A 23,137-nucleotide genomic window follows, 5' to 3' on the forward strand; every position below is an offset into this window, starting at 1 on the left:
ACGTTTTCTGCTTTCGGGGCCGCAAGGGCGATTTGATCAAGCTGTTGCGATACGACGGCGACGGGTTCTGCCTGTACGCCAAGCGCCTGGAGCGGGGGCGTTTCGTCTGGCCGGGCGCGCGCGAGGGGGTCGTTCACCTCACGCCCGCCCAGCTGGCGATGCTACTGGAGGGGATCGACTGGCGGTCGCCGCAGCGCACCTGGCAGCCCCAGCGCGTCGGCTGATTTTTGGCAGTTTCCGGCGCTTTTTGATGGTGTTTCGGCGGGGTTTGCGGTACTCTAAATCATGCCGCTGACCCCCGCCGATCTGCCCACCAACGTCGCCGAGTTGCACGCGCTGATCGTCGCGAACGAGGCGGCGTTGGCGGCGAAGGACGCCGAGCTGACGGCCGCCAAGGAGGGTCTCAAGGTCAAGGTCCTGGAGCTGGAGAAGCTCAAGATCGAGCTCGCCCGGCTGAAGCGTATGAAGTTCGGCCGGTCCTCCGAGCGCCTGGAGCGCGAGATCAAGCAGATGGAACTGCTGATCGAGGACCTGGAAGCGGAGACCGCCGGCGATCAGAGCGTCGACGAGGTGGCGCCCGGCGAGACGGCCCCCAAAGCAGGAGACGACACGGAAACCGACAAGCCGCGCGACGCGAAGCCGGCCAAGCCGGCCTCACGCGGCCCCCGTCGGTTCCCCGAGCATCTGCCGCGCAAGCCCGTCGTGCACGATCCCGGCGACACCTGCGGCGAATGCGGCGGCGACCTGCGCAAGGTCGGTGAGACGGAGACCGAGGTGCTGACCTACGTGCCGGGCCGGTTCGAGGTCATCCAGAACATCCGGCCGGCGAAGTCCTGCCGCTGCTGCGAGACGATGGTGCAGGCGCCCATGCCCTCGCTGCCGATCGTGCGCGGGATGCCCTCGCCGGAACTGCTGGCCCAGATCATCGTCAGCAAGTTTTGCGACCATTTGCCCTTGTACCGGCAGGAGCAGATCTACGCCCGCGCCGGCGTCACCCTGACGCGGGCGTTGATGGCCGGCTGGCTGGGCAAGATCGCCGAACTGATCGACGCGCTGGTCGAGGCGGCGGGCAAGCACGTGATGGCGGGCGACCACATCCACGTCGACGACACGCCGGCGCCCACGCTCGATCCCGGCCGCGGCCGCACGAAGACCGGTCATCAGTGGATCTACCTGCGCGACGAGCGCCCGCACGCCGGCGAGGCCGCGCCGGCCGCCTTGTACCGCTACACCCCGGACCGGAAGGGCGAGCATCCGCGCACGGAACTCGCCGGTTTCAAGGGCGCGATGCACGCCGACGGCTACACGGGGTTCAACCAGCTCTACCAGGCCAGCGGCAGCGCGCCGCCGGCGATCGTCGAGGTCGCCTGCATGGCGCACGTCCGCCGCAAGATCCACGACGTCCACGCCACCCAGGAGACCGCGCTCACCCGGCAGGGCCTGGAGCTGATCGGACAGTTGTTCGACATCGAGCGCGCCATCGTCGGCGCGCCGCCCGACCGGCGCCGCGCCGTGCGCCAACGGGAGAGCAAGCCGGTCCTGGACGCATTCTGGACCTACATCGAAACGGGCCTGCGCAAGCTCCCGAGTAAAAGCAAGCTGGCGGACGCGCTGCGCTACGCGAAGGTCCGCTGGACGGCGCTCACCCGGTTCGTCGACGACGGGCATCTGGAGATCAGTAACAACGCCGCGGAGCGTGGCATCAAGCCCCTGGTCCTGGGCAGAAAAAACTGGTTATTCGCCGGTTCGGAGGCCGGCGGGCACCGGGCCGCGAAGTTCTACACGCTGATCGAGACGGCGAAGCTGAACGGTATCGATCCGATGGCCTATATGACGGCCGTGTTGTCCCGGATCGCCGATCACCCGATCAACCGGATCGACGAGTTGCTCCCCTGGCGCATCGAGCTCCCGCCGCGCCGCTCATAGAACCGGTCCCGCGTCAAAGCCGCTGACCGCAGTCCTCGCCGCACGCTTACGATCGAGCGACCATGAACCTGATCCAGTACCTCCACGTGACCGCGGCCGACGTCGCGACCGGAGCGCCCTGGGCGACCAGCGGGCAAATGATCGCCGACTTCCATGTTAGGGAGGCTCATCAGTCGCCGCGCCTGATGGTGATCGGCTTGAACCGTCCGATTTTAGACGTCCATTGTGTACGTTGATTTTTGCGGATACCTTCTTACGGTGACGCCACGCGGCTTTTCCCGACCGTGGTAAACGCCACATTAATTGTTAGGCCCTCAGACCGGTGAAACGGAAGGCCAGCGAACACAACTGCACTACGCGACCACGAGGGGAGCCATGACCAACCGTCTCCGTGCCTTGGTCGAAAAGGGGCGGTCGGTGCGGATGACCGATGAGGACCGCGAAGAGCAGCGCCGCACTTTCGCCTACGGGAACACACATATAGAGAACGAGCGTATCACGCGGGTAGAGAACGAGCGTATCACGCGGGCTACCGTTGATGCGCAGGCGGAAGCGCTTAACAGCGAAAAGTCCAACTAAGGGCTGATGGCCCGAGAAGACAGTGAAAACGGCGGGCGGCGCCATAGTAAGGCGCTGTCCGCCGATATCATTCAGGACCCACAAGAGCGAGCTGAAGCCGAAGCCAGAAATGGTTTGCGGCAATTTGATGCTGCCGTTGAAATAATCGATTATTATCTGGACGACGAGCGACCCTTTCGCCTTCGGCCTTCTCAAATCCTCCATCTTCAACGAATCGCGCTGGAAGGTATAAGTGCTTACGCAGGCAACTTTCGGCCTGGGGCGTCGAAATAGAGGATAGCAAGCACCAGCCGCCGCCAGCCCACATGGTCCCGGAACTCGTTGAGGACATGTGCGACTATGTGAATGACAATTGGGAAACCGCTGCTGTGGTTCATCTGGCTGCGTATGTTATGTGGCGGTTAAACTGGATCCATCCGTTTGCGGATGGCAATGGCCGAACATCACGTGCGGTTTCTTACATAGTCCTATCAGTAAAGCTGGGTTACCGAATACCCGGTAATCGAACGATCCCCCTGCAAATTTCCGAGGATCGAGGCCCATACTTCCATGCCCTCGACGCTGCCGACGAGGCCGCAGCGCAAGGGGTGGTGGACGTAAGCGCCATGGAGCAACTGATGGAACAGCTGCTCGCCGAACAGCTCTACAGCGTCCTCCACGATGCACGAGGCGTACAAGACGTTTGAGGCGGCGGACGTTACCAGTCGTTACGGCCACGCCTATAACCCCTGACCAGCGCCCGCGCCCACGCTTCGCCCCACATTGCTGTGGCTCGGCAAGCGGTCGTGGCGCCGATCGGCATCACAAAGCAACGACACAAAACCCTTTCCAGCGGTCAGCGGCTCACCGCCCACACTTTCTGTACGCCGTTAGAGCCAACCGGCGATTGGTCTCGGAGGTGTTCGGTGACGGCGGCTCATTTGACGAGCAGGATGGGGACCGGGCAGACCCGCAGCATTTCCATCGTGGTGGAGCCGGCGAAAAAGGCGCGAAACCGGGTGTGGCCGGAGGACCCCATGACCAGGTGATCGAACGCGTCCTCGGCGACCAGTCCGCCCAGGGCCTGGTCGGGTTGTCCCGCTCGGACCTCGGTGGCCGCTTCGATCCCGGCCCCGGCGAGCACCGCCTTCGCGGGGTCCAGGAGCTTGTGGTTCGCCTCCGTGTCCTCCCCGAAGGTCACGACGGTCGTCTTTAGCCCGGCGTAGACCGGGCTGCGGGCCAGATAATCCACCGCCCGCATGGCGCTCGGGCTCCCGTCGTAGGCGACCAGAACCCGCTCGATCGGATGAAAGGTCTCGGCGGCAACGAACAACGGCTTGCTGACGGATCGCATCGCCCGTTCCAGGTGCGAGCCCAGGTGAACATTCGGGGATGCAGCCGCTTCACCGCGCTTGCCGACCACGACCAGATCGCTCCCGGCTTCCTTCTCGGTGATCGCTTCGACGACGTCCCCGTGGCGCAGGTGGGGCGTCGCGTCGACGCCGGCGCTCTTGAGCAGCGCCAGCGCGTCCTCGAGGATCGCGCGGCCGTGCTGCGCGGCGAGCTTGGCGCGCTGCTCGTCGAGTTCCGTCAAGTTGCGCAGGAGCGCACTCCGGGCGCCCAGCGCAATCGATCCCGAGAGGTCAGAGCCCTTGCCGCCCTCCCGTCTGCCGAGAACGTGCATCAACTCGACGGCGAGCCCGGCACGTTGGGCGATCCAGGCCGCGGCATCGCACACGCTTCTGGAATAAGGGGAGCCGTCCACTAACGCGATCAGCTTCTGTGTCATGATGCCTGCTTCCTCAATGGCCCATCAGTCTTTCCATCGCGTCCGGCTTATCATGGATCGCTAGACGGTCGACGATCGTTTCGGAGGCTTCGTTCATACCGACGAGCTCGACCTCGGCCCCATCGCGCCGGAACTTCACAACGGCCATATCGAGGGCGGCAACCGAGGACACGTCCCAGATGTGGGCGTGGCTTACGTCGATCACGACGCGCTCGACCGCCTCCTTGAAGTCGAACGCCTGCATGAAGTCCTCGGCCGATGCGAAGAACAACTGGCCTTCCACCGCATAGGTGCGGGTCCGGCCATCCTCGGACAGGGTGGTGGTGACCCGGAAAATCTGGGCGATCTTGCTGGCGAAGAAGATGCCCGACAGGAGCACACCAACCAGCACCCCGATCGCGAGGTTATGCGTCACCACAACCACGACCACTGTCGCCAGCATGACGACCGAGGATGACAGCGGATGGGTGCGCAACTGCTTGACCGACGACCAGGAGAAGGTGCCGATCGCGACCATGATCATGATCGCCACCAGCGCGGCCATCGGGATCCGCGCGACCAGATCGCCCAACACCACGACCATGAACAGCAGATAGCCCCCGGCAGCGAAGCACGAGAGGCGGCCGCGCCCGCCCGACTTGATGTTGATGATCGACTGACCGATCATGGCGCATCCCGCCATGCCGCCGATGAAGCCGGTCGCCGTGTTGGCGAGGCCCTGGCCGAGGCACTCCCGGTTGCGATCCGATGGGGTGTCGGTCAGCTCGTCGACGATGTTCTGCGTCATCAGGCTTTCCAGCAGCCCGACCACCGCGACCGCCGCAGCGTAGGGGAGGATGATCGTCAGTGTTTCCAGGGTCAGCGGGATATCGGGCAGCAGGAACATCGGCAGGGTGTCCGGCAGCGCGCCCATGTCGCCGACGGTCCGCACGTCCCAACCGAACGCGATCACCAGGACGGTGAGGGCGATGATGGCAACCAGCGGTGCCGGAACCGCTTTGGTAACCAGGGGGAACAGGTAGACGATCGCCAGGCCGCCCAGCACCAGCGGGTAAGTCAGCCACGGGACGCCGACCAGTTCCGGCACCTGTGCGAGAAAAATCAGGATCGCCAGCGCGTTGACGAAGCCGGTCATGACCGAGCGCGAAACGAACCGCATCAGTTTGCCGAGACCTGCGGCACCCGCGGCGATTTGCATCAGCCCGGCGAGCACGGTCGTGGCCAGCAGGTACTGCAGGCCGTGATCCTTCACCAGCGTCACCATCAAGACGGCCGTGGCCGCCGTTGCAGCGGAGATCATGCCCGGCCGCCCGCCCGCGATGGCCGTCACGACGGCGATCGAGAAGGCGCCGTAGAGCCCAACTTTCGGATCGACCCCGGCGATGATTGAGAAGGCGATAGCTTCGGGTATCAGCGCCAGAGCGACGACAATTCCGGACAGCAGATCACCTCGGATATTGCCGGACCACTGATCGCGGTAGGCGTGAAAGTTAAGCATAAAAATCCCGTCTGCGTCCGGCCGTCCGGGCCCGACGTGTCATGTTTTCCAGATTCGGATGGTCAAGCGAACGCGCGGCCGCCGGCTTAAATCGGGCGGGACGGACGTGTGCGGACCCGCCTGCTTCGGTCAGACGGACGCACCAACCTCACAATACCAGCGCCCAGCCTAGTTGATCGGCGTTTAATTTCAATCCGAAATTTCCAAGCACACGCGTGGCCTGCGCCCCAGCCCAGATCGTGGCTTGCTGCCCGCTAAGCGGCGCGTATCAGCAAGGCTTTGATGTTGTCGTCCGTCGGCAGGGTGATGCGGTTCAAGAGACGGTAGCGATAGCCCGCACCTTCGGACATCGCGCGCAAATGTGCGTTGGTAAAATAGTTTAGATGATCGGGGAGGCGGATCCCGCACCAGCGCGGTCCGAGGAGCCGGGCGTTGAGTGACCCGAAGTTCGGGACGCGCACGAACAGGACGCCGCCCGGCCTCAGTTTTGTGATGGCTCGGTGAAGCACCTCGCGCGGGCGGTCTTCATGCTCCAGGTAGGAGCGCATGATGATGCCGTCGAACGCCCCGTCGTCGAACGCCGCGAGGCCCGCCAGGGCGGACGCGTTCACCGCGTGCCCACCGCGCGCCCGCATTTTTTCGTCCGCCCGTCGCCACAGGCCCTCGGAGATTTCGATGCCGTACGGCACGAACGGTTCCGGCACCCGGCCCTCGCCGCAACCGACATCGAGGACATGGCCCTCGGGCAGGACCCGCCGCAGAAGGTCGTTCTGGTCGTGGCGGGCGAATGCGAACTGTCGCTTGATCGTCTTCACCAACGCCCGGCCGCGCGGCCACCGCTTTTCCCGCCGCTTTTTCTCGGCTGTCGCCGTCTTCTCCCAGGCTAGGTTCTCCGCCAGCTCTTCGTAATCCGGGGCTTCCGGCACGTAGACGAAGGCGCAGTTCGCGCAGCGCACCATTCTCCACATGCCATGGTCGTAGCGCGGCAGCGTCTGCGGCCGGTCGGCATCGCAATTCGGGCAGGTCCTTGCATGGGTCCTGATATCGGCCAACGAAAAACTCCGGATCAACTGCACATCGTCGCCGTGGTATAGTCATTTACGCTATGGAGCAGCAAGGCCGGCGCAGGGGTCTTGGCCGCCTGCCTCGCGACCGTCCAGCGCCTTCCACTGCTCGACCCTTAGGCGGGACGCGCGGCTCAGCTGACCGCGAGGCCGGCCGCGAACAACAGGCTGTGGACGAGCATCAGTTTGCCGCAGCGGGCCAGGGTGCGGTTCAGGGTTGGACCGTCCGTCGTGGTGTAGAGCGTGCGCACGACGGCCGCGGCGAGCGGCAGGGTCGCGAGCGGCAGCAGCCTTGGCCAGGCGCCGTCGGCCACGGCCATGACCGCCGGCACGCCGTAGGCCAGCGCCAGCAGGCCCAGGAACTCGACCCGTGCCGCGGGGCGGCCGAAGCGCACCACAAGCGTGCGCTTGCCCGCGTCGCGGTCGCCGTCGGCGTCGCGGATGTTGTTGATCACCAGCATGCAGGTGGTAAGCCCGGCCGCCGGCAGGCTGGCGACCAGGGCGTGCCAGGACAGCGTGCCGGCCGGCAAGCCGGCCGGCAGCGGGGACAGCGGCGCGGCGGCCTGGACGTAGACCGTGCCGTTGACCGCGACCAGGCCGAAGAACACGAACACGAACGGGTCGCCCAGGCCCTTGTAGCCGTAGGCCGGCCCGCCGGTATAGGCGATTCCGGCGGCGATCGAGCCCAGCCCGACCGCCACGACCGGCAGGCCGCCCAGCCAGACCAGGTAGCAGCCGACCGCGACCGCGCCGGCGAAGGTCGCCCACATCGCGCGGTAGACGGTTCGCCCGTCGATCAGGCCGCCCGAGGTCACCCGCCGGAAGCCGACGCGGCTGTCGGTGTCGGCGCCCTTGATCGCATCGTAGTAGTCGTTGGCGAAATTGGTGCCGATCTGGATCAGCAGCGCCCCCAGCAGGGCGGCCACGGCGGCGCCGGCATGGAATACCCCGGTCCCGAGCGCGGCCCCGGTGCCGACGATCACCGGCGAGGCGCCGGCCGGCAGGGTCTGCGGGCGCGCGGCCATCAGCCAGGCGCGCAGGCGGGAGACGGTCTGGGCGCGTCCCGCGTCGGCGGCTTGATGGGGTGAGGCCGGGTCGCTCATGGCCGCGCTACACCATACCCGCAATGCCGATGCAATGCGGCTAGTGCGCAGCGGCCGCCCGTCGGGCCCGGCGGTCGCGCGTCGCCTGACGCCAGCGGTCGGCGGAGAAGACCGCGAGCGCGGTCCAGATGAACGCGAAGGTGATCGCGTGATCGACCGAGAACGGCTCGCCGAAGGCGAACACCGCCAGCAGGAAATGCCCGGTCGGGGCTAGGTACTGGAAGAAGCCGACGGCGATGTAGCTGATCCGCCGGGCCCCGCAGGTGAACCAGATCAGCGGCAGCGAGGTGATCACGCCGGCCGCCATCAGCAAGACTGCCTGGCCCGGGCCGGCGGCGGTGAAGCTGCCGGTCCCGGCCGCGCCCAGCCAGAGCAGAAACACCAGCGCGAACGGCCCCATGATCAGGGTTTCCAGGAACAGCCCCTCGATCGATTCCACGTTGGTGGTCTTGCGGATCAGGCCGTAGAACCCGAACGACAGCGCGACCACCAGCGACGGCCAGGGCAGGCCGGCCGTCTGGAACGCCAGGTTGGCGACGCCGATCGCCGCAAGCCCGACCGCCACGCCCTGCGCCGGGCTCAACCGCTCGCGCAGCACCAGCACGCCCAGCACCACGTTGACCAGCGGATTGATGTAGTAGCCGAGCGAGATCTCCATCACCCGCTCGGCGGACACGGCCCAGATGAAGGTCAGCCAGTTGGCGCAGATGAACAGCGTCGAGCCCGCCAGCATCAGCCGCGTGCGCGGGTCCGCCAGCGCCGCCTTGACCGCCCGCCAGCGGCCCAAGACCGTCAGCAGGCCGGCTAGCAGCACCACCGACCAGACGATCCGGTGGGACAGCACTTCCAGCGGCGGCACGTGGCTCAGCACGTGGAAGTACACCGGCAGCACGCCCCAGCTGCCGAACGCCGCGGCGGCATAGGCGCCGCCGACCAGTTTCTCGTCGCGCATGAAAGCCTTCTTGCTTTTTGTTGTCCGCGCTCAGCTCGCGGCGGGTTGGGCGCGCGCGATCGGCCGGTCCGGGATCGGCGCGTGCAGCGCCGCCGCGATTAGGCCAAGCGCGATCGCCAGCCCCCAGACGATGTCGTAGGACCCGGTCAGGTCGTACAGCAGGCCGCCCAGCCAGGCGCCGAAGAAGGCGCCCACCTGGTGGCTCAGCATGACCAGTCCGAACAGCGTGGCGAGGTAGCGGGCGCCGAAGATCTGGCCGACCAGTCCGCTAGTCAGCGGCACGGTGCCCAGCCACATCAGCCCGAAGGCGGCGGCGAACAGGTAGACCGTGACCTCCGTCTTGGGTGCCGCCAGCATCGCCGCGATCGCGATCGCGCGGGCGATGTAGAGACCGGACAGCAGGTGCTTCTTGCGCACCCGCCCGCCGGCCCAGCCGCAGGCGAACGAGCCGACGACGTTGAACAGCCCGACCAGCGACAGCGCGGTCGCGCCGACCAGCGCCGGCAGCCCGGTGCCGGCGACGTAGGCCGGCAAGTGGGTGGCGACGAAGGCGACGTGGAAGCCGCAGACGAAAAACCCGGCGGTCAGCAGCAGGAAGCCCTTGTGCCGGATCGCCTCGTCGAACGCCTCGCGCAGCGACTGCTCGTGCGCCTGCCGGGCCGCCGGCTTGCCGCGCAGCAGGAACGCCAGCGGCACCACCAGCGCGCTTACCGCCGCCAGCGCCAGCAGGCCGCCGTGCCAGTCGGTCAGGCCCATCACCGCCTGGGTGCCCGGCAGCAGCACGAACTGGCCGAGCGAGCCGCCGGCCGTGGCCACGCCCAGCCAGGTCGACCGCCGGTCTTCCGGCGCGGCCCGCGAGACGGCCGAAAGGACCAGCGGGAAGCCGCAGGCCGCGACCGCCATGCCGACCAGGATGCCGCCGCCCAGATGCAGGCCGAGTGGGGTGGGCACACCCGCCATCACCAGGATGCCGCCGGCGTAGAGCACGCCGCCCAGCGCGAGCAGCCGGCCAGTGCCATAGCGGTCGGCCAGCCCGCCGCAGACCGGCTGCAGCAAGCCCCACAGCAGGTTCTGCACGGCGATCGCGAAGGCGAAGCCGCCGCGCGGGATCTCCAGCGCCGCCGTCATCGGCTCCAGGAACAGGCCGAACGTCTGCCGCACGCCCATGTTCACGCCCATCACGACCATCGCGGCGGCAAGCACGAGCCACGCCGCCGGCTGCCAACGCGCGGCTGTCGACACGGGGGATCCTCCGGCAAAACAAACTGTCAGGGGCGCAGGCTAAAGCGCCCGGCCGCCCGCGGCTAACCGTCGCGCGCATGGGTGGCATGCATTGACGAAGCCGGGCCGCCGCGTTCGATCGTCGACCCGACCGTCAGCGTGAATGCATCCCTCGCGCGCTGAAAGGTGAGCCCACCTTTCAGCATCTTGGCCTAGGTGTGGAAGTGCTGCATCACGCTGTCGGCGATCCGGTCCTTGCCGACGATGCCGATGACGTGGCGCGACTCCGGCTTGGTGCGGCCGTTCGGCATCACGACGGCGTAGTGGCCGTCGCGCTCGCTCATCCGCTGCAGGACGTCGTGCAGGATGTCGTCGCGCTCGGCGAGCACCCAGGCGCGGCTGGCGAGCTCGCCCAGGGTGGCGCCGGTCTGCACGCCCTCGCTGGAGCGCAGTATGCGACTGACCCGGATCACGCCGACCGTCGCGTCGCCGTCGGTCACCAGGATGAAGTGCTTGCCGGTGTCGAAGCCGAGCGTCTCCAGCGCGGTTTCCAGCGTCATCTCGGCAGGCAGCACGGCGAATGCGTCGTCCATCACCTCGGCGGCGTGGCGGACCAGGAACATGTTGGTGTGCCGGCCCTTGGGAATGTGCTTGCCCCGCCAGGCGAGCTTGATCGTGTAGATGTTCTCCGCCGACAGCGCCCGGCGCACGCCGATCGACAGGGCGACCGCGATCACCATCGGCACGATGATGTTGTAGTCGCGGGTCATCTCGAAAACCATGACGATCGCGGTCATGGCCGCGCCGCTGGCGCCGCCGACAACACCCGCCATGCCGACCATGGCGAACTCCGGCGGGGAGGCGTCGAAGCCGGGCAGCCAATTGAGCGCGATCGCCAGCGCCGCGCCCAGCGTCGTGCCCATGAACAGCGATGGCGAGAAGATCCCGCCCGAGGCGCCGGAGCCGAGCGACAGCGTGGTCGCCGCCAGCTTGGCCGCGAACAGGATCGACATCAGCTGGAAGGTCGCCAGTTCGTTGTGCAGCACCGCGCTGATCGTGCCGTAGCCGGTGCCCTGGATGAAGTAGTGGCCGTAGTTCTGCGCCAGCAGGTACATCATCGTGCCGACGATCAGCATGCCGGTGGCGTGGCGCAGGTAGTGGTTCTTGAAGAAGCGGTCGAAAAAGTCCTCCAGCAGCGACAGCACGCGGATGAAGGCGAACGACGCCAGACCGCACAGCAGGCCCAGCAGGGTAAAGCCGGTGAGATCGCTCAGATCGATCGCCTGGAACGCGGTTTCCTGCGCGATCGGGACGATAAAGGCTGGGTCGATGCCGAAGAAGATCCGGCCGATGTAGGTCGCCGCCGCGGTCGCGATCACCACCGGCAGGAAGGTGCGGCTGGACACTTCCGGCAGCATCAGCTCGATCGCGAACATCACCCCGCCAAGCGGGGTGTTGAAGGTGGCCGCGATGCCGGCCCCGCCGCCGGCCGCGAGCAGGGTGATCCGCTGCCAGGTCGGCAGTCGGGTCAGCTGGCCCATGGTGGAGCCGAACGACGAGCCGATCTGGATGATCGGGCCCTCGCGCCCGACGGCCGCGCCCGAACCGATCGAGAGCGCGGAGGCGAGCGACTTCGCGATCGCCACCACCGGCCGGATCTGGCCTTCCCGGTGATAGATTGCGTCCATCACTTCGGGCACGCCGTGTCCGCGCGCCTCCGGGGCGAACGTCTGGGTCAGCCAGACCACGCCCATGCCGCCGATGACCGGGACCAGGATGACGAACGGCCCCCACGGGCCGAGCGGGATCAGCGCCTCGGCGTCGTAGGTGATGTCCAGCGTGCCGGCGAAGAAGATGTTGTGCAGGACCGCGATCAGCACCCGAAAGGCGAGGGCCCCGAGCCCCGTCACCACGCCGACGAGGAGGGCGAGCCCGGTCAGCGTGACCAGGCCGACTTGGCGTGTCCCATCGTTTTGATCGACCATATTGGCGCTCTGCCTAACGGTTAACCGACGCGCTTGTCACCCGTTCGAAAGGTGGCCTGTGCGCACCGCATAGCTGTCGGGACCATATGCCCGGCAGGAGACGACCTATGACCTTGCAGCGCCTACGCAATCTGGCCGGCCGGTACCGGATCACGCTGCGCGTCGCGCTTTTGGTTGCGCTGGCGCTCACGGTGTACGTGCCGCTGATGCTGTCGGCGGAACGGCAGGCGGCGCAGCGGCTGGAAGAGTTGCGCGCCGAGGACCCGCAGGCGTATCTGGAGGTATTGAAGCGGGAGGAGGGCTTCGACGCCTATCTTGCGGCGTTCGCCCGACTGCGCGGCTTCGACGACTGGCGCGCCGCGCCGCCGGTGTTCCTGCACGGGCGCTGGCGGCTGTACGAAACCCGCCAGTACGTCGACGACAGCTTCGCGCCCGAGCCCTGCACGCCCGCCGTACGCTTTCTCGAAGGCAGCGTACGTCTGCCGTCGGCACCGGCGCGCGACGCCCTCTACACCATCCAGAATGCCCACATCGCCGTCCAGCGCCCGGGCGCCAGCACGCTCAGCATCGACCCGGTCGCCCCGCGCCAGTCGGTGCACTACCTGCGGATCGAGGGGCTCCCCCAAGGCCTGCGCTTCGCCTACCGCTGCAGTTGAGTCCGTCCGTTACCGGACCTGATCTGCTTGGCACTGAATGCAGCGCTCATCATCCCGAACCGGCGGACGCAGCCAGCCGAGCCGACGGGTCCGGGCACGGCGTCTCGGCTCGCGGATCCGGCGCGGCGGCGCGCCTTACCCCTCGACCCAGGCGATGCGCAGCACGTTGGTGGCGCCGGGGGTGCCGAACGGAACGCCGGCGGTGACCACCAGTTTCTCGCCCTTGCGGGCGAACTGCTCGTCGAACGCGATCGTGCAGGCTTTCTCCACCATCTCCTGGAAGTTCCCCACGTCCGCGGTGTTCACCGTGTGCGCGCCCCACAGCAGGGTCAGGCGGCGGGCGGTGTCGAGCCGGGCGGTCAGCACCAGGATCGGCACCAATGGCCGCTCCCGGGCCGCGCGCAGGGCGGTCGAGCCGGAGGTGGTGTAGCTGACGATCGCCGCCGCGCCGATGGTGGCCGCGACCTGCGCGGCCGCCGCCGAGATCGCGTCCGGGGCGGTCGGTTCGGGCTGGGGATGCAGCGCTTCCACGATCGGCCGGTAGAAGGTGTCCTTCTCCGTGCGCGCGATAATCCGGTTCATGAAGTGCACCGATTCGCGCGGGTAGTGGCCGGCCGCCGTCTCCGCCGACAGCATCACGGCATCCGCGCCGTCGTAGACGGCCGTGGCGACGTCGGACGCTTCCGCGCGGGTCGGCGCGGGCGACTGCACCATCGAGTCCAGCATCTGGGTCGCCACGATCACCGGCTTGCCGGCCAAGCGGCAGGCGCGGATGATGTCCTTCTGGTGGCCGGGCACTTCCTCCGCCGGGACCTCGACGCCAAGGTCGCCGCGCGCGACCATGATCGCATCGGCAAGCTCGACCAGCTGGTCGAGGCACTCCAGCGCCGCCGGCTTTTCCACCTTGACCACGATCGCGGCCTTGCCGCCGATCAGCTTGCGCGCCTCGGCGACGTCTTCCGGGCGCTGCACGAACGATAGCGCGACCCAGTCGACGCCCAGCTCCAGGCCGAACCGCAGGTCCTCGCGGTCCTTCTTGGTCAGGGGCGAGATCGGCATCACCACGCCGGGGACGTTGACGCCCTTGCGGTCGGACAGCGGGCCGCCGGTCTCGACCTCGCAGTCGGCGAAGTCCTTGCCGCACTCCTTGACGATCAGGCGCAGCTTGCCGTCGTCCAGCAGGATCGGCGTCTCGGGTTCCAGCACCTCGAACACTTCCGGGTGCGGCAGCGGCGCGCGGGTACCGTCGCCCTCGGTCTCGTCGAGGTCGAGGCGAAAACGCGCGCCGCGGGTCAGGTGGATGGCGCCGTCCTTGAGCCGGCCGACCCGCAGCTTCGGCCCCTGCAGGTCCTGCAGAATGCCGATCGGCCGGCCGTGCTCGCCTTCCAGCTCGCGGATGGTGTTGTAGGTCCGGCGGTGGTCGTCGTGACTGCCGTGGGAGAAGTTCAGACGGAACACGTCCGCGCCCGCCTCGAACAGGTCGTTCAGCACCGCCCGGTCCCGGCTGGCCGGACCCAGCGTGGCGACGATCTTTGCGTTTCTATTGCGTCGCATGACACTCCACTATTCCAAATGCCTGCGACACCTTAAGGACTGCGTGCCTCAGGTCCAGGGCAAACCGGCCGATAAACGGTTGCGATCTTGTGAATGATGCGCCGCGACTGGGACCCGCGGGGCGGGCATTTTCCCGCCGCGGCAGGCCGTCTCAATAGCGTGCGGCCGGCGACATCGCAACGCCGGTGATCACGCGTCGGCAATCAGGCGCCGGTTATCAGGATCGCGCGCAGATCGTTGACGTTGGTGAGGGTCGGTCCGGTGATCACCAGATCGTCCAGCGCCTGGAAGAAGCCGTAGCCGTCGTTGTCCGCCAGCAGCGCCAGCGGGTCCAGCCCGGCCGCGCGGGCTCGGGTCAGGCTGTCCGGGGTGACCCGCGCGCCGGCATTGTCCTCGCTGCCGTCGATGCCGTCGCTGTCGCCGGCCAGCGCCCAGATGCCCGGCGCCCCGTTCAGCGCGACCGCGAGCGCCAGCAGGAATTCCAGGTTGCGCCCGCCGCGGCCCTGGCCGCGCACGGTCACGGTCGTCTCGCCCCCGGACAGCAGCACCGCGGGCGCGGCGGCCGGCTGGTCGTGTCGGGCGACCTGCTGGGCGATCCCGGCCATCACCTGCGCGACCTCGCGCGCCTCGCCCTCGATCGAATCGCCCAGGATCACCGGCGTCACGCCGGCCTCCCGCGCGGCCTCGGCCATCGCTTCGAGCGAGGCCTGTGGGCGGGCGATCAGGCGGTTTTCCACCCGGGCCAGCCGGGTGTCGCCCGGCTTCGGCGTCTCCTCCGCCGCGGTCTCCAGGTGTTGGCGGACCGCCGCCGGCGGGTCGATGCCGTATTTCGCCAGGATCGCGCGCGCATCGGCGAATGTGGTCGGATCGGCGACCGTGGGGCCGGAGGCGATGGTCGCCGGATCGTCGCCCGGCACATCGGAGATCAGCAGCGACACCACCCGGGCCGGCGCGGCCGCGGCGGCGAGCCGACCGCCCTTCAACGCGGACAGGTGCTTGCGCACGCAGTTCATCTCCGCGATGTCGGCGCCGCTCTTCAGCAGGGCCTTGGCGACCGTCTGCTTGTCGTCGAGCTCCAGGCCCTGCGCCGGCAGGGCGAGCAGGGCCGAGCCGCCGCCCGAGATCAGGCAGATCAGCAGATCGTCCGCGCCCAGACCGCTGGCGAGGTCGAGGATCCGTTGTGCGGCCGCCCGCCCGGCGGCATCAGGCACCGGATGGGCCGCTTCGACGCATTCGATGTGGTCCAGCTGGACGGCGTGGTCGTAGCGGGTGACCACCAGACCTTCCGGTGCCGGGCGGTCGACCGGCCAGGCCTGCTCCAGCGCGCGCGCCATCGAGGCGGCCGCCTTGCCGGCTCCGACCACGACCGTGCGCCCGCCGGCGGGCAGATCGGGCAGATGCGGCGGAACCGCCTTCGCCGGATCGGCCGCGGCCAGGCCGGCGTCGAACAGCCGGCGCAGGACGCCCGTGGGATCGTCCGGTTGCAAGCCCGCCCCGCCCAGCCGTCAGGCGCTCGAGCTGACCGCCCGCGGCGCGTCCGGCTGGTTCGCCGGCGTGCCGACGGCGGCGTAGCTGCGCACGACCGCGTCCAGGTGGGTCTGCATCGCCTGGCCGGCCGCCTCCGGATCGCGGGCGCGGATCGCGTCGTAAATCTTGCGGTGATGGCCGAGCAGCATGCGGTCGTCCTCCGGACGGGCGATCAGGGTGTGGCGGTGGTAGTCGAACATCTTCTCCAGGATGTCCTGAAGCGTGCTCATCAGGTGCATGTAGACGGCGCTGCCGGTCGCCTTGGCGATCGCCATGTGGAAGGCGTAGTCGTCTTCCGCCTTGTGGTGGCCGCCGCGGCTCGGGTCCTCCATCGCCTTGAGCGCCGCGGCGATCTGCGCGATCTGCTCGGCGCTCGCGTCGCGGGCGGCGCGGCGGGCCGCCCAGACCTCGATATTGGCGCGGATCTCGGCCAGCTCGTGCAGGTTCTTGGCGTCGGCGCGGACCAGCTGCAGCAGCCCTGAATCGGGGTTCGACGGCGCGGTGGTGATGCGCGTGCCGCCGCCCTGAACCGCGGACACGAAGCCCTGCGCCTTCAGCTCCTGCAGGGCCGCGCGCACGGAGACGCGGGAGACGTTCATCATCTCCGCGAGCTGGCGTTCGCCGGGCAGGCGCTCGCCCGGGGCCAGCGTCCCGGCTGCGATCATTTTCATGATTTCGTGTGCGACGCGGTCCGAGACGCGTTCGCGCTCGATTTCGCGGAACCGTGGATCCTGTTTCATGCCGTCTGGGTATCCTCTCGCTCAGCGCCGATTGCGTGCGCGGGCCCGCCAGTTTGAAGCCACGACACAATGCGCTTGTATACAAACCTTGGAATACTGGTAGCACCAGCCAAACGGATCGTCACGCCCGAAGCGGTACAATCCCGTTAAGATCGCCGCGTTTTGAGCCGATTTGCAGCCGCATTGCACCTCTGGCGCGACGACTGCGGCGTCCGTTCGCCGCGGCGTCGCGATCGGCCGCGCCGTTGGGCGGGACATCGCGTTTGGGGGCCGCGGGTGCGGATGGGCTGCGCGTTCCCCGGCGCGAATCAGCGCCAGGCGGGCGAGTGAGGGGACCGTCGAGGTCAGCCGGAACCGCCGTCGACCTGCACGTCCATCTGCTGCAGGTTCTCGCGCGCCGTCTGCGCCAGGCCGGAGTCGGGCGCCTGGCGGATCACCGCCATCCAGCGTTTGCGCGCGCTCTCCTTGTCGCCTTGGATGCGGGCCAGCGCGCCCAGTTCGAACAGCGCCTCGACGTTGCCGGGATCGATCTCCAGCGCGCGTTCGAGGTTCTCGCGCGCCATCGTGGGCGAGTCGACGTAGCGGTAGGCGCTGCCGCGGTAGACGTACAGATCGGCCCGGTCGGGCGCGAGTTCGATCGCGCGGTTCAGGTCGTCGATGGTCTCCCAGTAGCGTCCGGCCTGGAAGCGGGCGTGGGCGCGATCGAGCAGCAGTTCGACGTTGTCCGGCTGCATCTCCAGGGCCTGGGTCGCCGCCGCTGCCGCGCGCGCCGGCCGGTTCCCCAACAGCCACGCCCGGCTTGCCTGCGACAGGGCGTTCACCCGTGGGGATTCGCCGATGTCCTTGGGCATGGTGCGCGCCAGGTCCTCCAGCATCCGCCCGGCGCGGTGGTAGTCGCCGCGGGTCATGTGGGCGATCGCCTCGCAGTGCCGCGCCGGGTCGCCGCCGCCGGTGTCCTGCCACGTGCGCGCGCGCTCGATTGCCTTGTCGGGATCGCGGCGCGCCATCTCCAGGCAGTCGGCGTAGCGTGCCGCGGCCTCGACGCTTGGGTCCTGGCGGGGCGCGCTGTCGGGCGCCTGGACCGCGTCGTCCGGGGGGCCAAAAGTGTAGCCGTTCTCCTCGGTCTGCGCGGAGGTCTGGGCCGGCGCGGAGGTCGCCGCCAGCAGCAGCGCCAGCACGGCGGGCAGGGGGGTTAGACGGTATCGGACCATCGCGTCGATCTGCTGCTTGTCTGCCTTGGGTGCGGGCCCTAACGTCGCCGGCGGCGCCGCCGGGTTCAAGAGGCCAGGATGGCGCCCCGCCGACGGCGTCGAAGCGCCGGATTCCCGCCCGAGCCGGAGAGCCTGTCACCGATGGCCGACACGACCGCGCCGCGCCTGTTCTGTTTCGGGTTGGGCTACAGCGCCAGCCACCTGGCCCACCGTTTAGCTGCGCGCGGCTGGCAGGTCGCCGGCACGGTGCGCACGGAAGACAAAGCGGAGCGGCTGCGCCAGGCCGGCATCGACGCCCGGGTGTTCGACCGCGACCAGCCGCTGCCCGATCCGGCGGCCGCGCTGGCGGGGACGACGCATCTGCTGGTCTCCGTGCCGCCGGATGGGCAAGGCGCGGGCGACGCGGCGCTGGACCACCATTCGGACGATGTTGCCCGGCTGGCCGGACATCTACAGTGGGCCGGCTACCTGTCGACCACCGGGGTCTACGGCAACCGCGACGGCGGCTGGGTCGACGAGACGTCGGAGCTGCGGCCGACGAGCGACCGCAGCGCGCGCCGCGTCAAGGCGGAGAGCGCGTGGCGCCGGCTGCGCGACGATCACGGCGTGCCCCTGCACACCTTCCGCCTGGCCGGGATCTACGGTCCCGGACGGGGCCCGTTCCGGGCGATCCGCGAGGGCAAGGCCAAACGGATCGACCTGCCCGAACAGAAGTTCGGCCGGATCCACGTCGACGACATCTGCCAGGTGCTGGAGGCGTCGATCGCCCGTCCGAACCCGGGGGCGATCTACAACGTCAGCGACGACGAGCCCGCCGCGCCCGCCGAGGTCACCAAGTACGCCTGCGACCTGCTGGGCGTCGAGCCGCCGCCGCTGGTTCCCTGGGCGGAAGCGGAGATGAGCGCGATGGCGATCACCTTCTGGCAGGACAACAAGCGCGTCGACAACACCCGCGTGCACGACGAGTTGGGCGTCCGGTTCCACCACCCGAGCTACCGCGAGGGCCTGCGCGCCGTACTCGAAGCCGAGGGCACAGGCTAGAGCAAGATGCTGAACGGTGGGGCCACCTTGCAGCATCGTGCCCTTCTCGCGGCTCGTTGGCAGGCCGCCCCAAAGGCGGCGTGGGCGCGCGGTTTTACCAGTATTCGCTGTGCGGCGGCTCAGTCAATACCCGGTATCCGCAAGCGCTCGGCGCGTGGAACCATATCGAAGCCCGATCCGGACAGTAGACCTGTCGCGGCAAGACTGGCCTCTTTTGGAAGCCACCTGCCTCAATGGCGGGCAGCGCCGCCCTGTGACGATCAGGGTGCCCAGTTTTTTGGCATCGCAAATGCGTTTTCAAGGCGCGTTAACGCAAAATCAAAGCTTTAGGAGCCTGGCACGCTGCTTGCGAGGGCCCGGTGGGTATCAAAACCACCCACCGGGAGGCTTGCTCAGATGAAACGTCGGGACTTTCTCAAGAGCTCGATCGCGGGCGGCGCCGCTGCCACGGTCGCGGCACCGGCCGTTGTGCGTGCGCAGGACAGCTTCACCTGGCGGATGACCAACGCCTATCCGCCGAATTCGCCGTTCTACGTCACGGGCCCCGGCAGCCCGGAGGACTTCTGCGCCAAGGTCGACGCGATGTCGGACGGGCGGCTGAAGATCCAGCACTACGCCGCCGGCGAGCTGATTCCGGCGATGGAGGGCTTCGACGCGGTCTCGCAGGGCACGGTGGAGGCGAACGCCGCCAACGCCTACTTCTGGGCGGGCAAGAAGTTCGCCGCGCAGTACTTTACCACCGTCCCGTTCGGTCTGAACTTCCAGGGCGTCAACGCCTGGATGTACCACGGCGGCGGCCTGGAACTGTGGCACGAAATCTATCAGCCGTTCGGCGTGGTCCCGTTCCCGATGGGCAACACCGGCGTGCAGATGACCGGCTGGTTCCGCGAGCCGATCGAGACCGTCGACGACTTCGACGGCCTGAAGATGCGCATCCCGGGCCTGGCGGGCCAGGTCTACAGGGAGCTGGGCGTCGACGTCCGGCTGCTGCCGGGCGGCGAGATCTTTCCGGCGGTGGAGCGCGGCGTGATCGACGCCGCGGAGTTCGTCGGCCCCTATCAGGACCGCCGGATCGGCCTGCAGAACGCCGCCCAGTACTACTACACGACCGGCTGGCACGAACCGTCCAACGTCACCGAGCTGCTGATCAACCAGCAGGCCTGGGACGCGCTGCCGGACGACCTGAAGGCGATCGTGCGCACCGCGGCGATGGCCTGCAATTTGGAAAGCCACGCCTGGTGCGAGGCGAACAACGCCGACGCGCTCCGCGACCTGGTGGAAAACCACGGCACGATCGCCCAGACGCTGCCGGACGAGGTCGTGCTGCGGCTGAAGGAGATCACGGCCGACGTGCTGGAGACCAAGGCGAACGAGGATCCGGAGACCCGGAAGGTGCACGACGCCTTCATGGCGTTCCGCGACAAGCACCGTTCGTGGGCCGCGATCAGCGAGAAGCCGTATCATAACTTGATCTCCAGCTGAGCGGCGGGGCTTGATGGGGACCGCGGCCGGCAATACCGCCGCCCAGCTCGCCGCCCGGACCGCGCGGGGGCTGGGCCGCGCGATCGACCGCATCGGCCAGGTCACGGCCTGGCTGATGCTGGCGCTCGTGCTGCTGGTCGCGGGTAACGTGCTGGGCCGCTATCTGCTGGGCTTCTCCAGCGTGGCGGCGCAGGAGCTGGAGTGGCACCTGCTGGTCCCCATCGCTCTGCTGGGCCTGGCTTACGGCATCCGCCGGGGCGGGCACGTGCGGGTCGACGTGTTCTACGAGCACTTCGGCACGCGCCTACAGGCCGCGGTCGATCTGCTGACCGCCCTGCTGACGCTGCTGTTCGCGCTGGTCGCGATCCAGCTGTCGATCCCGTACGTCGAGCAGGCCTACTGGATCGGCGAGGGATCGCCCGACCCGGGCGGCCTGCCGCACCGCTTCATCATCAAGGGCTGCCTGCCGATCGGCTTTCTGCTGCTCGCCCTGCAGGGGCTGCAGATGGCGCTGGAGAGCGCGCTGCGCCTGGCTGGCCGCGACCGCGAGGCCGCGACCGCGGCCGGGCACCGGTAGACCTTCCACGAACAACGGCGTGTAACTCATGGTCACCGGCGAAATCCTGTCGCTGCTGATGATCGGTGGCTTCTTCGGGCTCCTGCTTTTGGGCGTGCCGGTCGGCATCGACATCGCCATCTCGGGCCTCGTTTTCGGCTACATCGGCTTTGGTTCGACGCTGTTCGGGCTGGTGCCTGCGCGCGTCTACGGCGTGGTGACCAACTATACGCTGATGGCCCTGCCGCTGTTCGTGTTCATGGGCGTGATGCTGGAAAAGTCGCGCATGGCGGAGGAGTTGCTCGACGTGATCGGGCACGCCATGGGCGGCCTGCGCGGCGGCATGGGCCTGGCGATCGTGGTGGTCGGCGTGCTGATGGGCGCGTCCTCCGGCATCGTCGGGGCAACCGTGGTGACCACCGGTCTGCTGGCACTCGCCCCGCTGGTCCGGCGCGGCTACGACAAGGGGATGGCCTGCGGGACGATCTGCGCCTCCGGCACGCTGGGCCAGATCATCCCGCCCAGCCTGGTGTTGATCCTGCTCGCCGACATCCTGGGCGAAAGCGTGGGCACGCTGTTCGCCGCCGCGATGATCCCGGGGCTGACGCTCGCGGTGATCTTCTGCGCGTTCATCCTGGTGGTCGGCCTGCTGCGCCCCGACAGCGTGCCGCCAATCCCCAAGGAGGAGCGTAGCCAGTACAGCAACGCGCAATTGACCGCCAAGCTGTTCAAGGTGGTACTGCCGCCGATGGCGCTGGTGATCGCGGTCCTGGGCTCGATCATCGCCGGCATCGCGGCGCCGACCGAGGCGGCCTCGATGGGGGCGTTCGGCAGCCTCCTGCTGGCGCTGCTGACCGGCCGGCTCAACTGGACGGTGATGCGCGAGGTCGTGCGCGCCTCGCTGACCACCTCGGCGATGGTCTACTTTATTCTGATTTGTGCCCAGCCGTTCGGCCTGGCGTTCCGCGGCCTGGGCGGCGAGGGGCTGGTCGAAGGGCTGTTCGGCGCCATCCCCGGCGGCATCGAGGGGCAGCTGGTGTTCATGATGCTGCTGCTGTTCGTGCTCGGGTTCTTCCTGGAATGGATCGAGATCACCTACATCGCGCTGCCGCTGTTCCTGCCGATCTTCCAGAGCGCGGGCGTTGACATGGTCTGGCTGGGGGTGTTGGTGGCGATGAACCTGCAAACCTCCTTCCTGACCCCGCCGTTCGGCTGGGCGCTGTTCTTCCTGAAGGGCGTCGCGCCGCCGGGGGTCACCACCGGCGACATCTACCGCGGCGTGCTGCCCTTCATCGGCCTGCAGATCCTGGGGCTGGCCTGTCTGTTCTTCTTCCCCGGCCTGGCGACCTGGCTGCCCGAGGCGATCGGCTGGTAGCCGCCCAACTGGACCGCTTAACGCATGGACATCGGCTTTCTCGCCGCGTTTGCCGGCTGCCTGCTGGTCACCGGGGCGCTGGCCGGCGTGCTCGCCGGCCTGCTGGGGGTGGGCGGCGGCATCGTGATCGTCCCGGTGCTGTTTCAGGGCCTGACCTGGCTCGGCGTCGACGCCGACGTGCGCATGCACCTGACGGTGGGCACCTCGCTGATGACCATCGTGGCGACCTCGCTCGCCTCCGCCCGGGCGCACCACCGGCGCGGCGCGCTCGACACCGACCTCATGAAGACGCTGGCGGGCGGCGTGCTGCTGGGCGCCGGCGCGGGCGTGCTGGTGGGCACGCGGGTGACCGGCGAGGTGCTGACGGCCGTGTTCGCGGTCGTCGCGCTCTTGGTCGCCATCAACATGGCGCTCCGGCCCGGCAACACGACAGTCGCCGCGGAACTGCCGCGTGGCTGGCCGCGCTGGGCCGTGGGAGGGGTGATCGGTGGGTTCTCGGTGATCATGGGGATCGGCGGCGGCACGCTGTCCGTGCCGTTGTTGACCGCGTTCGCCGTGCCGATCCGCCGGGCGGTCGCGACCGCCTCGGCGATCGGGTTCCTGATCGCGGTGCCCGGGGCAATCGGGTTCGCGCTGTCGGGCTGGGGCCGACCGGACCTGCCGCCGCTCAGCCTCGGCTACGTCAACCTGATCGGGTTCGCGCTGATCACGCCGTTGTCGGTCGCCTGCGCGCCGCTGGGCGCCAGGCTGGCGCACAGTCTGCCGCCGACCGGCGTGCGCTTGGCGTTCGCCGGCTTCCTGCTGGCCACGGCGGTGCGAATGGGCTGGGACGTCCTGGGGTGAACGACGCGAGCTATCCTCTCTATGAGCGGGTGGAATCGCGAAAAGTGAATAAACCT

The 23,137-nt window shown here is 68.3% G+C and carries 22 protein-coding genes; 10 read left to right on the top strand and 12 right to left on the bottom strand.

Annotated elements, in window-relative coordinates:
• From tnpB to CKO28_RS06805, 3 genes are all read left to right on the top strand, one after another.
• Positions 1-224 (top strand): IS66 family insertion sequence element accessory protein TnpB (tnpB, locus tag CKO28_RS06795; RefSeq protein ID WP_200339876.1); only part of this gene is annotated, 224 nt, incomplete at its 5' end.
• Positions 225-285: 61 nt separating this feature from the next.
• Positions 286-1,926, top strand: a complete 1,641-nt coding sequence (tnpC, locus tag CKO28_RS06800; RefSeq protein WP_200339877.1) for an IS66 family transposase — start codon at positions 286-288, stop codon at positions 1,924-1,926.
• A gap of 62 nt (positions 1,927-1,988) precedes the next feature.
• Positions 1,989-2,162, top strand: coding sequence for a hypothetical protein (locus CKO28_RS06805; protein ID WP_200339878.1), 174 nt, complete (start codon positions 1,989-1,991; stop codon positions 2,160-2,162).
• A 70-nt stretch (positions 2,163-2,232) separates the two neighbouring features.
• Here the strand turns inward: CKO28_RS06805 and CKO28_RS29085 are convergent, their stop codons facing one another.
• Positions 2,233-2,709, bottom strand: a complete 477-nt coding sequence (locus tag CKO28_RS29085) for a hypothetical protein (protein WP_200339879.1) — start codon at positions 2,707-2,709, stop codon at positions 2,233-2,235.
• Positions 2,710-2,774: 65 nt separating this feature from the next.
• On the opposite strand from CKO28_RS29085, the gene CKO28_RS29090 reads away from it, so the two are divergent.
• Positions 2,775-3,191, top strand: coding sequence for a Fic family protein (locus tag CKO28_RS29090; RefSeq protein WP_200339941.1), 417 nt, complete (start codon positions 2,775-2,777; stop codon positions 3,189-3,191).
• A gap of 230 nt (positions 3,192-3,421) precedes the next feature.
• On the opposite strand, the gene CKO28_RS06820 is transcribed toward CKO28_RS29090, so the two are convergent.
• From CKO28_RS06820 to CKO28_RS06850, 7 genes are all read right to left on the bottom strand, one after another.
• Positions 3,422-4,273 (bottom strand): universal stress protein, encoded by an 852-nt coding sequence (locus CKO28_RS06820; protein ID WP_200339880.1) that lies wholly within the window; start codon positions 4,271-4,273, stop codon positions 3,422-3,424.
• A 13-nt stretch (positions 4,274-4,286) separates the two neighbouring features.
• Positions 4,287-5,771 (bottom strand): SulP family inorganic anion transporter, encoded by a 1,485-nt coding sequence (locus tag CKO28_RS06825; RefSeq protein ID WP_200339881.1) that lies wholly within the window; start codon positions 5,769-5,771, stop codon positions 4,287-4,289.
• Positions 5,772-6,025: 254 nt separating this feature from the next.
• Positions 6,026-6,823: a class I SAM-dependent methyltransferase gene (locus CKO28_RS06830; RefSeq protein ID WP_200339882.1), complete on the bottom strand. Its 798-nt coding sequence runs from the start codon at positions 6,821-6,823 to the stop codon at positions 6,026-6,028.
• A gap of 146 nt (positions 6,824-6,969) precedes the next feature.
• Positions 6,970-7,938: a 1,4-dihydroxy-2-naphthoate polyprenyltransferase gene (locus tag CKO28_RS06835; protein WP_200339883.1), complete on the bottom strand. Its 969-nt coding sequence runs from the start codon at positions 7,936-7,938 to the stop codon at positions 6,970-6,972.
• A gap of 40 nt (positions 7,939-7,978) precedes the next feature.
• Positions 7,979-8,890, bottom strand: coding sequence for an EamA family transporter RarD (rarD, locus tag CKO28_RS06840; protein ID WP_200339884.1), 912 nt, complete (start codon positions 8,888-8,890; stop codon positions 7,979-7,981).
• A 30-nt stretch (positions 8,891-8,920) separates the two neighbouring features.
• Positions 8,921-10,132: an MFS transporter gene (locus tag CKO28_RS06845; protein WP_338050065.1), complete on the bottom strand. Its 1,212-nt coding sequence runs from the start codon at positions 10,130-10,132 to the stop codon at positions 8,921-8,923.
• Positions 10,133-10,323: 191 nt separating this feature from the next.
• Positions 10,324-12,096 (bottom strand): chloride channel protein, encoded by a 1,773-nt coding sequence (locus tag CKO28_RS06850; RefSeq protein ID WP_200339885.1) that lies wholly within the window; start codon positions 12,094-12,096, stop codon positions 10,324-10,326.
• Between the two features lie 107 nt (positions 12,097-12,203).
• On the opposite strand from CKO28_RS06850, the gene CKO28_RS06855 reads away from it, so the two are divergent.
• The gene (locus tag CKO28_RS06855) at positions 12,204-12,752 is read left to right on the top strand and encodes a hypothetical protein (RefSeq protein WP_200339886.1); all 549 of its coding nucleotides are present in this window, start codon (positions 12,204-12,206) and stop codon (positions 12,750-12,752) included.
• Between the two features lie 135 nt (positions 12,753-12,887).
• Here CKO28_RS06855 and pyk read toward each other — a convergent pair whose 3' ends face one another.
• From pyk to CKO28_RS06875, 4 genes are all read right to left on the bottom strand, one after another.
• On the bottom strand, positions 12,888-14,306 hold the full coding sequence (pyk, locus tag CKO28_RS06860; protein WP_200339887.1) for a pyruvate kinase: 1,419 nt from the start codon (positions 14,304-14,306) through the stop codon (positions 12,888-12,890).
• A 203-nt stretch (positions 14,307-14,509) separates the two neighbouring features.
• Positions 14,510-15,793, bottom strand: coding sequence for a glycerate kinase type-2 family protein (locus CKO28_RS06865; RefSeq protein ID WP_200339888.1), 1,284 nt, complete (start codon positions 15,791-15,793; stop codon positions 14,510-14,512).
• Positions 15,794-15,811: 18 nt separating this feature from the next.
• Positions 15,812-16,573: a FadR/GntR family transcriptional regulator gene (locus CKO28_RS06870; RefSeq protein ID WP_200339889.1), complete on the bottom strand. Its 762-nt coding sequence runs from the start codon at positions 16,571-16,573 to the stop codon at positions 15,812-15,814.
• Between the two features lie 344 nt (positions 16,574-16,917).
• Entirely contained in the window at positions 16,918-17,784 is an 867-nt protein-coding gene (locus CKO28_RS06875; RefSeq protein WP_200339890.1) for a tetratricopeptide repeat protein, read from the bottom strand.
• Positions 17,785-17,925: 141 nt separating this feature from the next.
• On the opposite strand from CKO28_RS06875, the gene CKO28_RS06880 reads away from it, so the two are divergent.
• From CKO28_RS06880 to CKO28_RS06900, 5 genes are all read left to right on the top strand, one after another.
• The gene (locus tag CKO28_RS06880; protein WP_200339891.1) at positions 17,926-18,825 is read left to right on the top strand and encodes an SDR family oxidoreductase; all 900 of its coding nucleotides are present in this window, start codon (positions 17,926-17,928) and stop codon (positions 18,823-18,825) included.
• Between the two features lie 396 nt (positions 18,826-19,221).
• Positions 19,222-20,307 carry a TRAP transporter substrate-binding protein gene (locus tag CKO28_RS06885; protein WP_200339892.1) on the top strand — a complete coding sequence of 362 codons (1,086 nt, stop codon included), beginning with the start codon at positions 19,222-19,224 and terminating at the stop codon, positions 20,305-20,307.
• Positions 20,308-20,320: 13 nt separating this feature from the next.
• On the top strand, positions 20,321-20,884 hold the full coding sequence (locus tag CKO28_RS06890; RefSeq protein ID WP_242480388.1) for a TRAP transporter small permease subunit: 564 nt from the start codon (positions 20,321-20,323) through the stop codon (positions 20,882-20,884).
• A gap of 28 nt (positions 20,885-20,912) precedes the next feature.
• Positions 20,913-22,238, top strand: coding sequence for a TRAP transporter large permease (locus tag CKO28_RS06895; protein ID WP_200339893.1), 1,326 nt, complete (start codon positions 20,913-20,915; stop codon positions 22,236-22,238).
• Positions 22,239-22,262: 24 nt separating this feature from the next.
• Positions 22,263-23,081 carry a sulfite exporter TauE/SafE family protein gene (locus CKO28_RS06900; RefSeq protein WP_200339894.1) on the top strand — a complete coding sequence of 273 codons (819 nt, stop codon included), beginning with the start codon at positions 22,263-22,265 and terminating at the stop codon, positions 23,079-23,081.
• The last annotated feature ends 56 nt before the right edge of the window (positions 23,082-23,137 follow it).

It is taken from the genome of Rhodovibrio sodomensis (assembly GCF_016583645.1).
In the GTDB taxonomy this organism is placed as follows: domain Bacteria; phylum Pseudomonadota; class Alphaproteobacteria; order Kiloniellales; family Rhodovibrionaceae; genus Rhodovibrio; species Rhodovibrio sodomensis.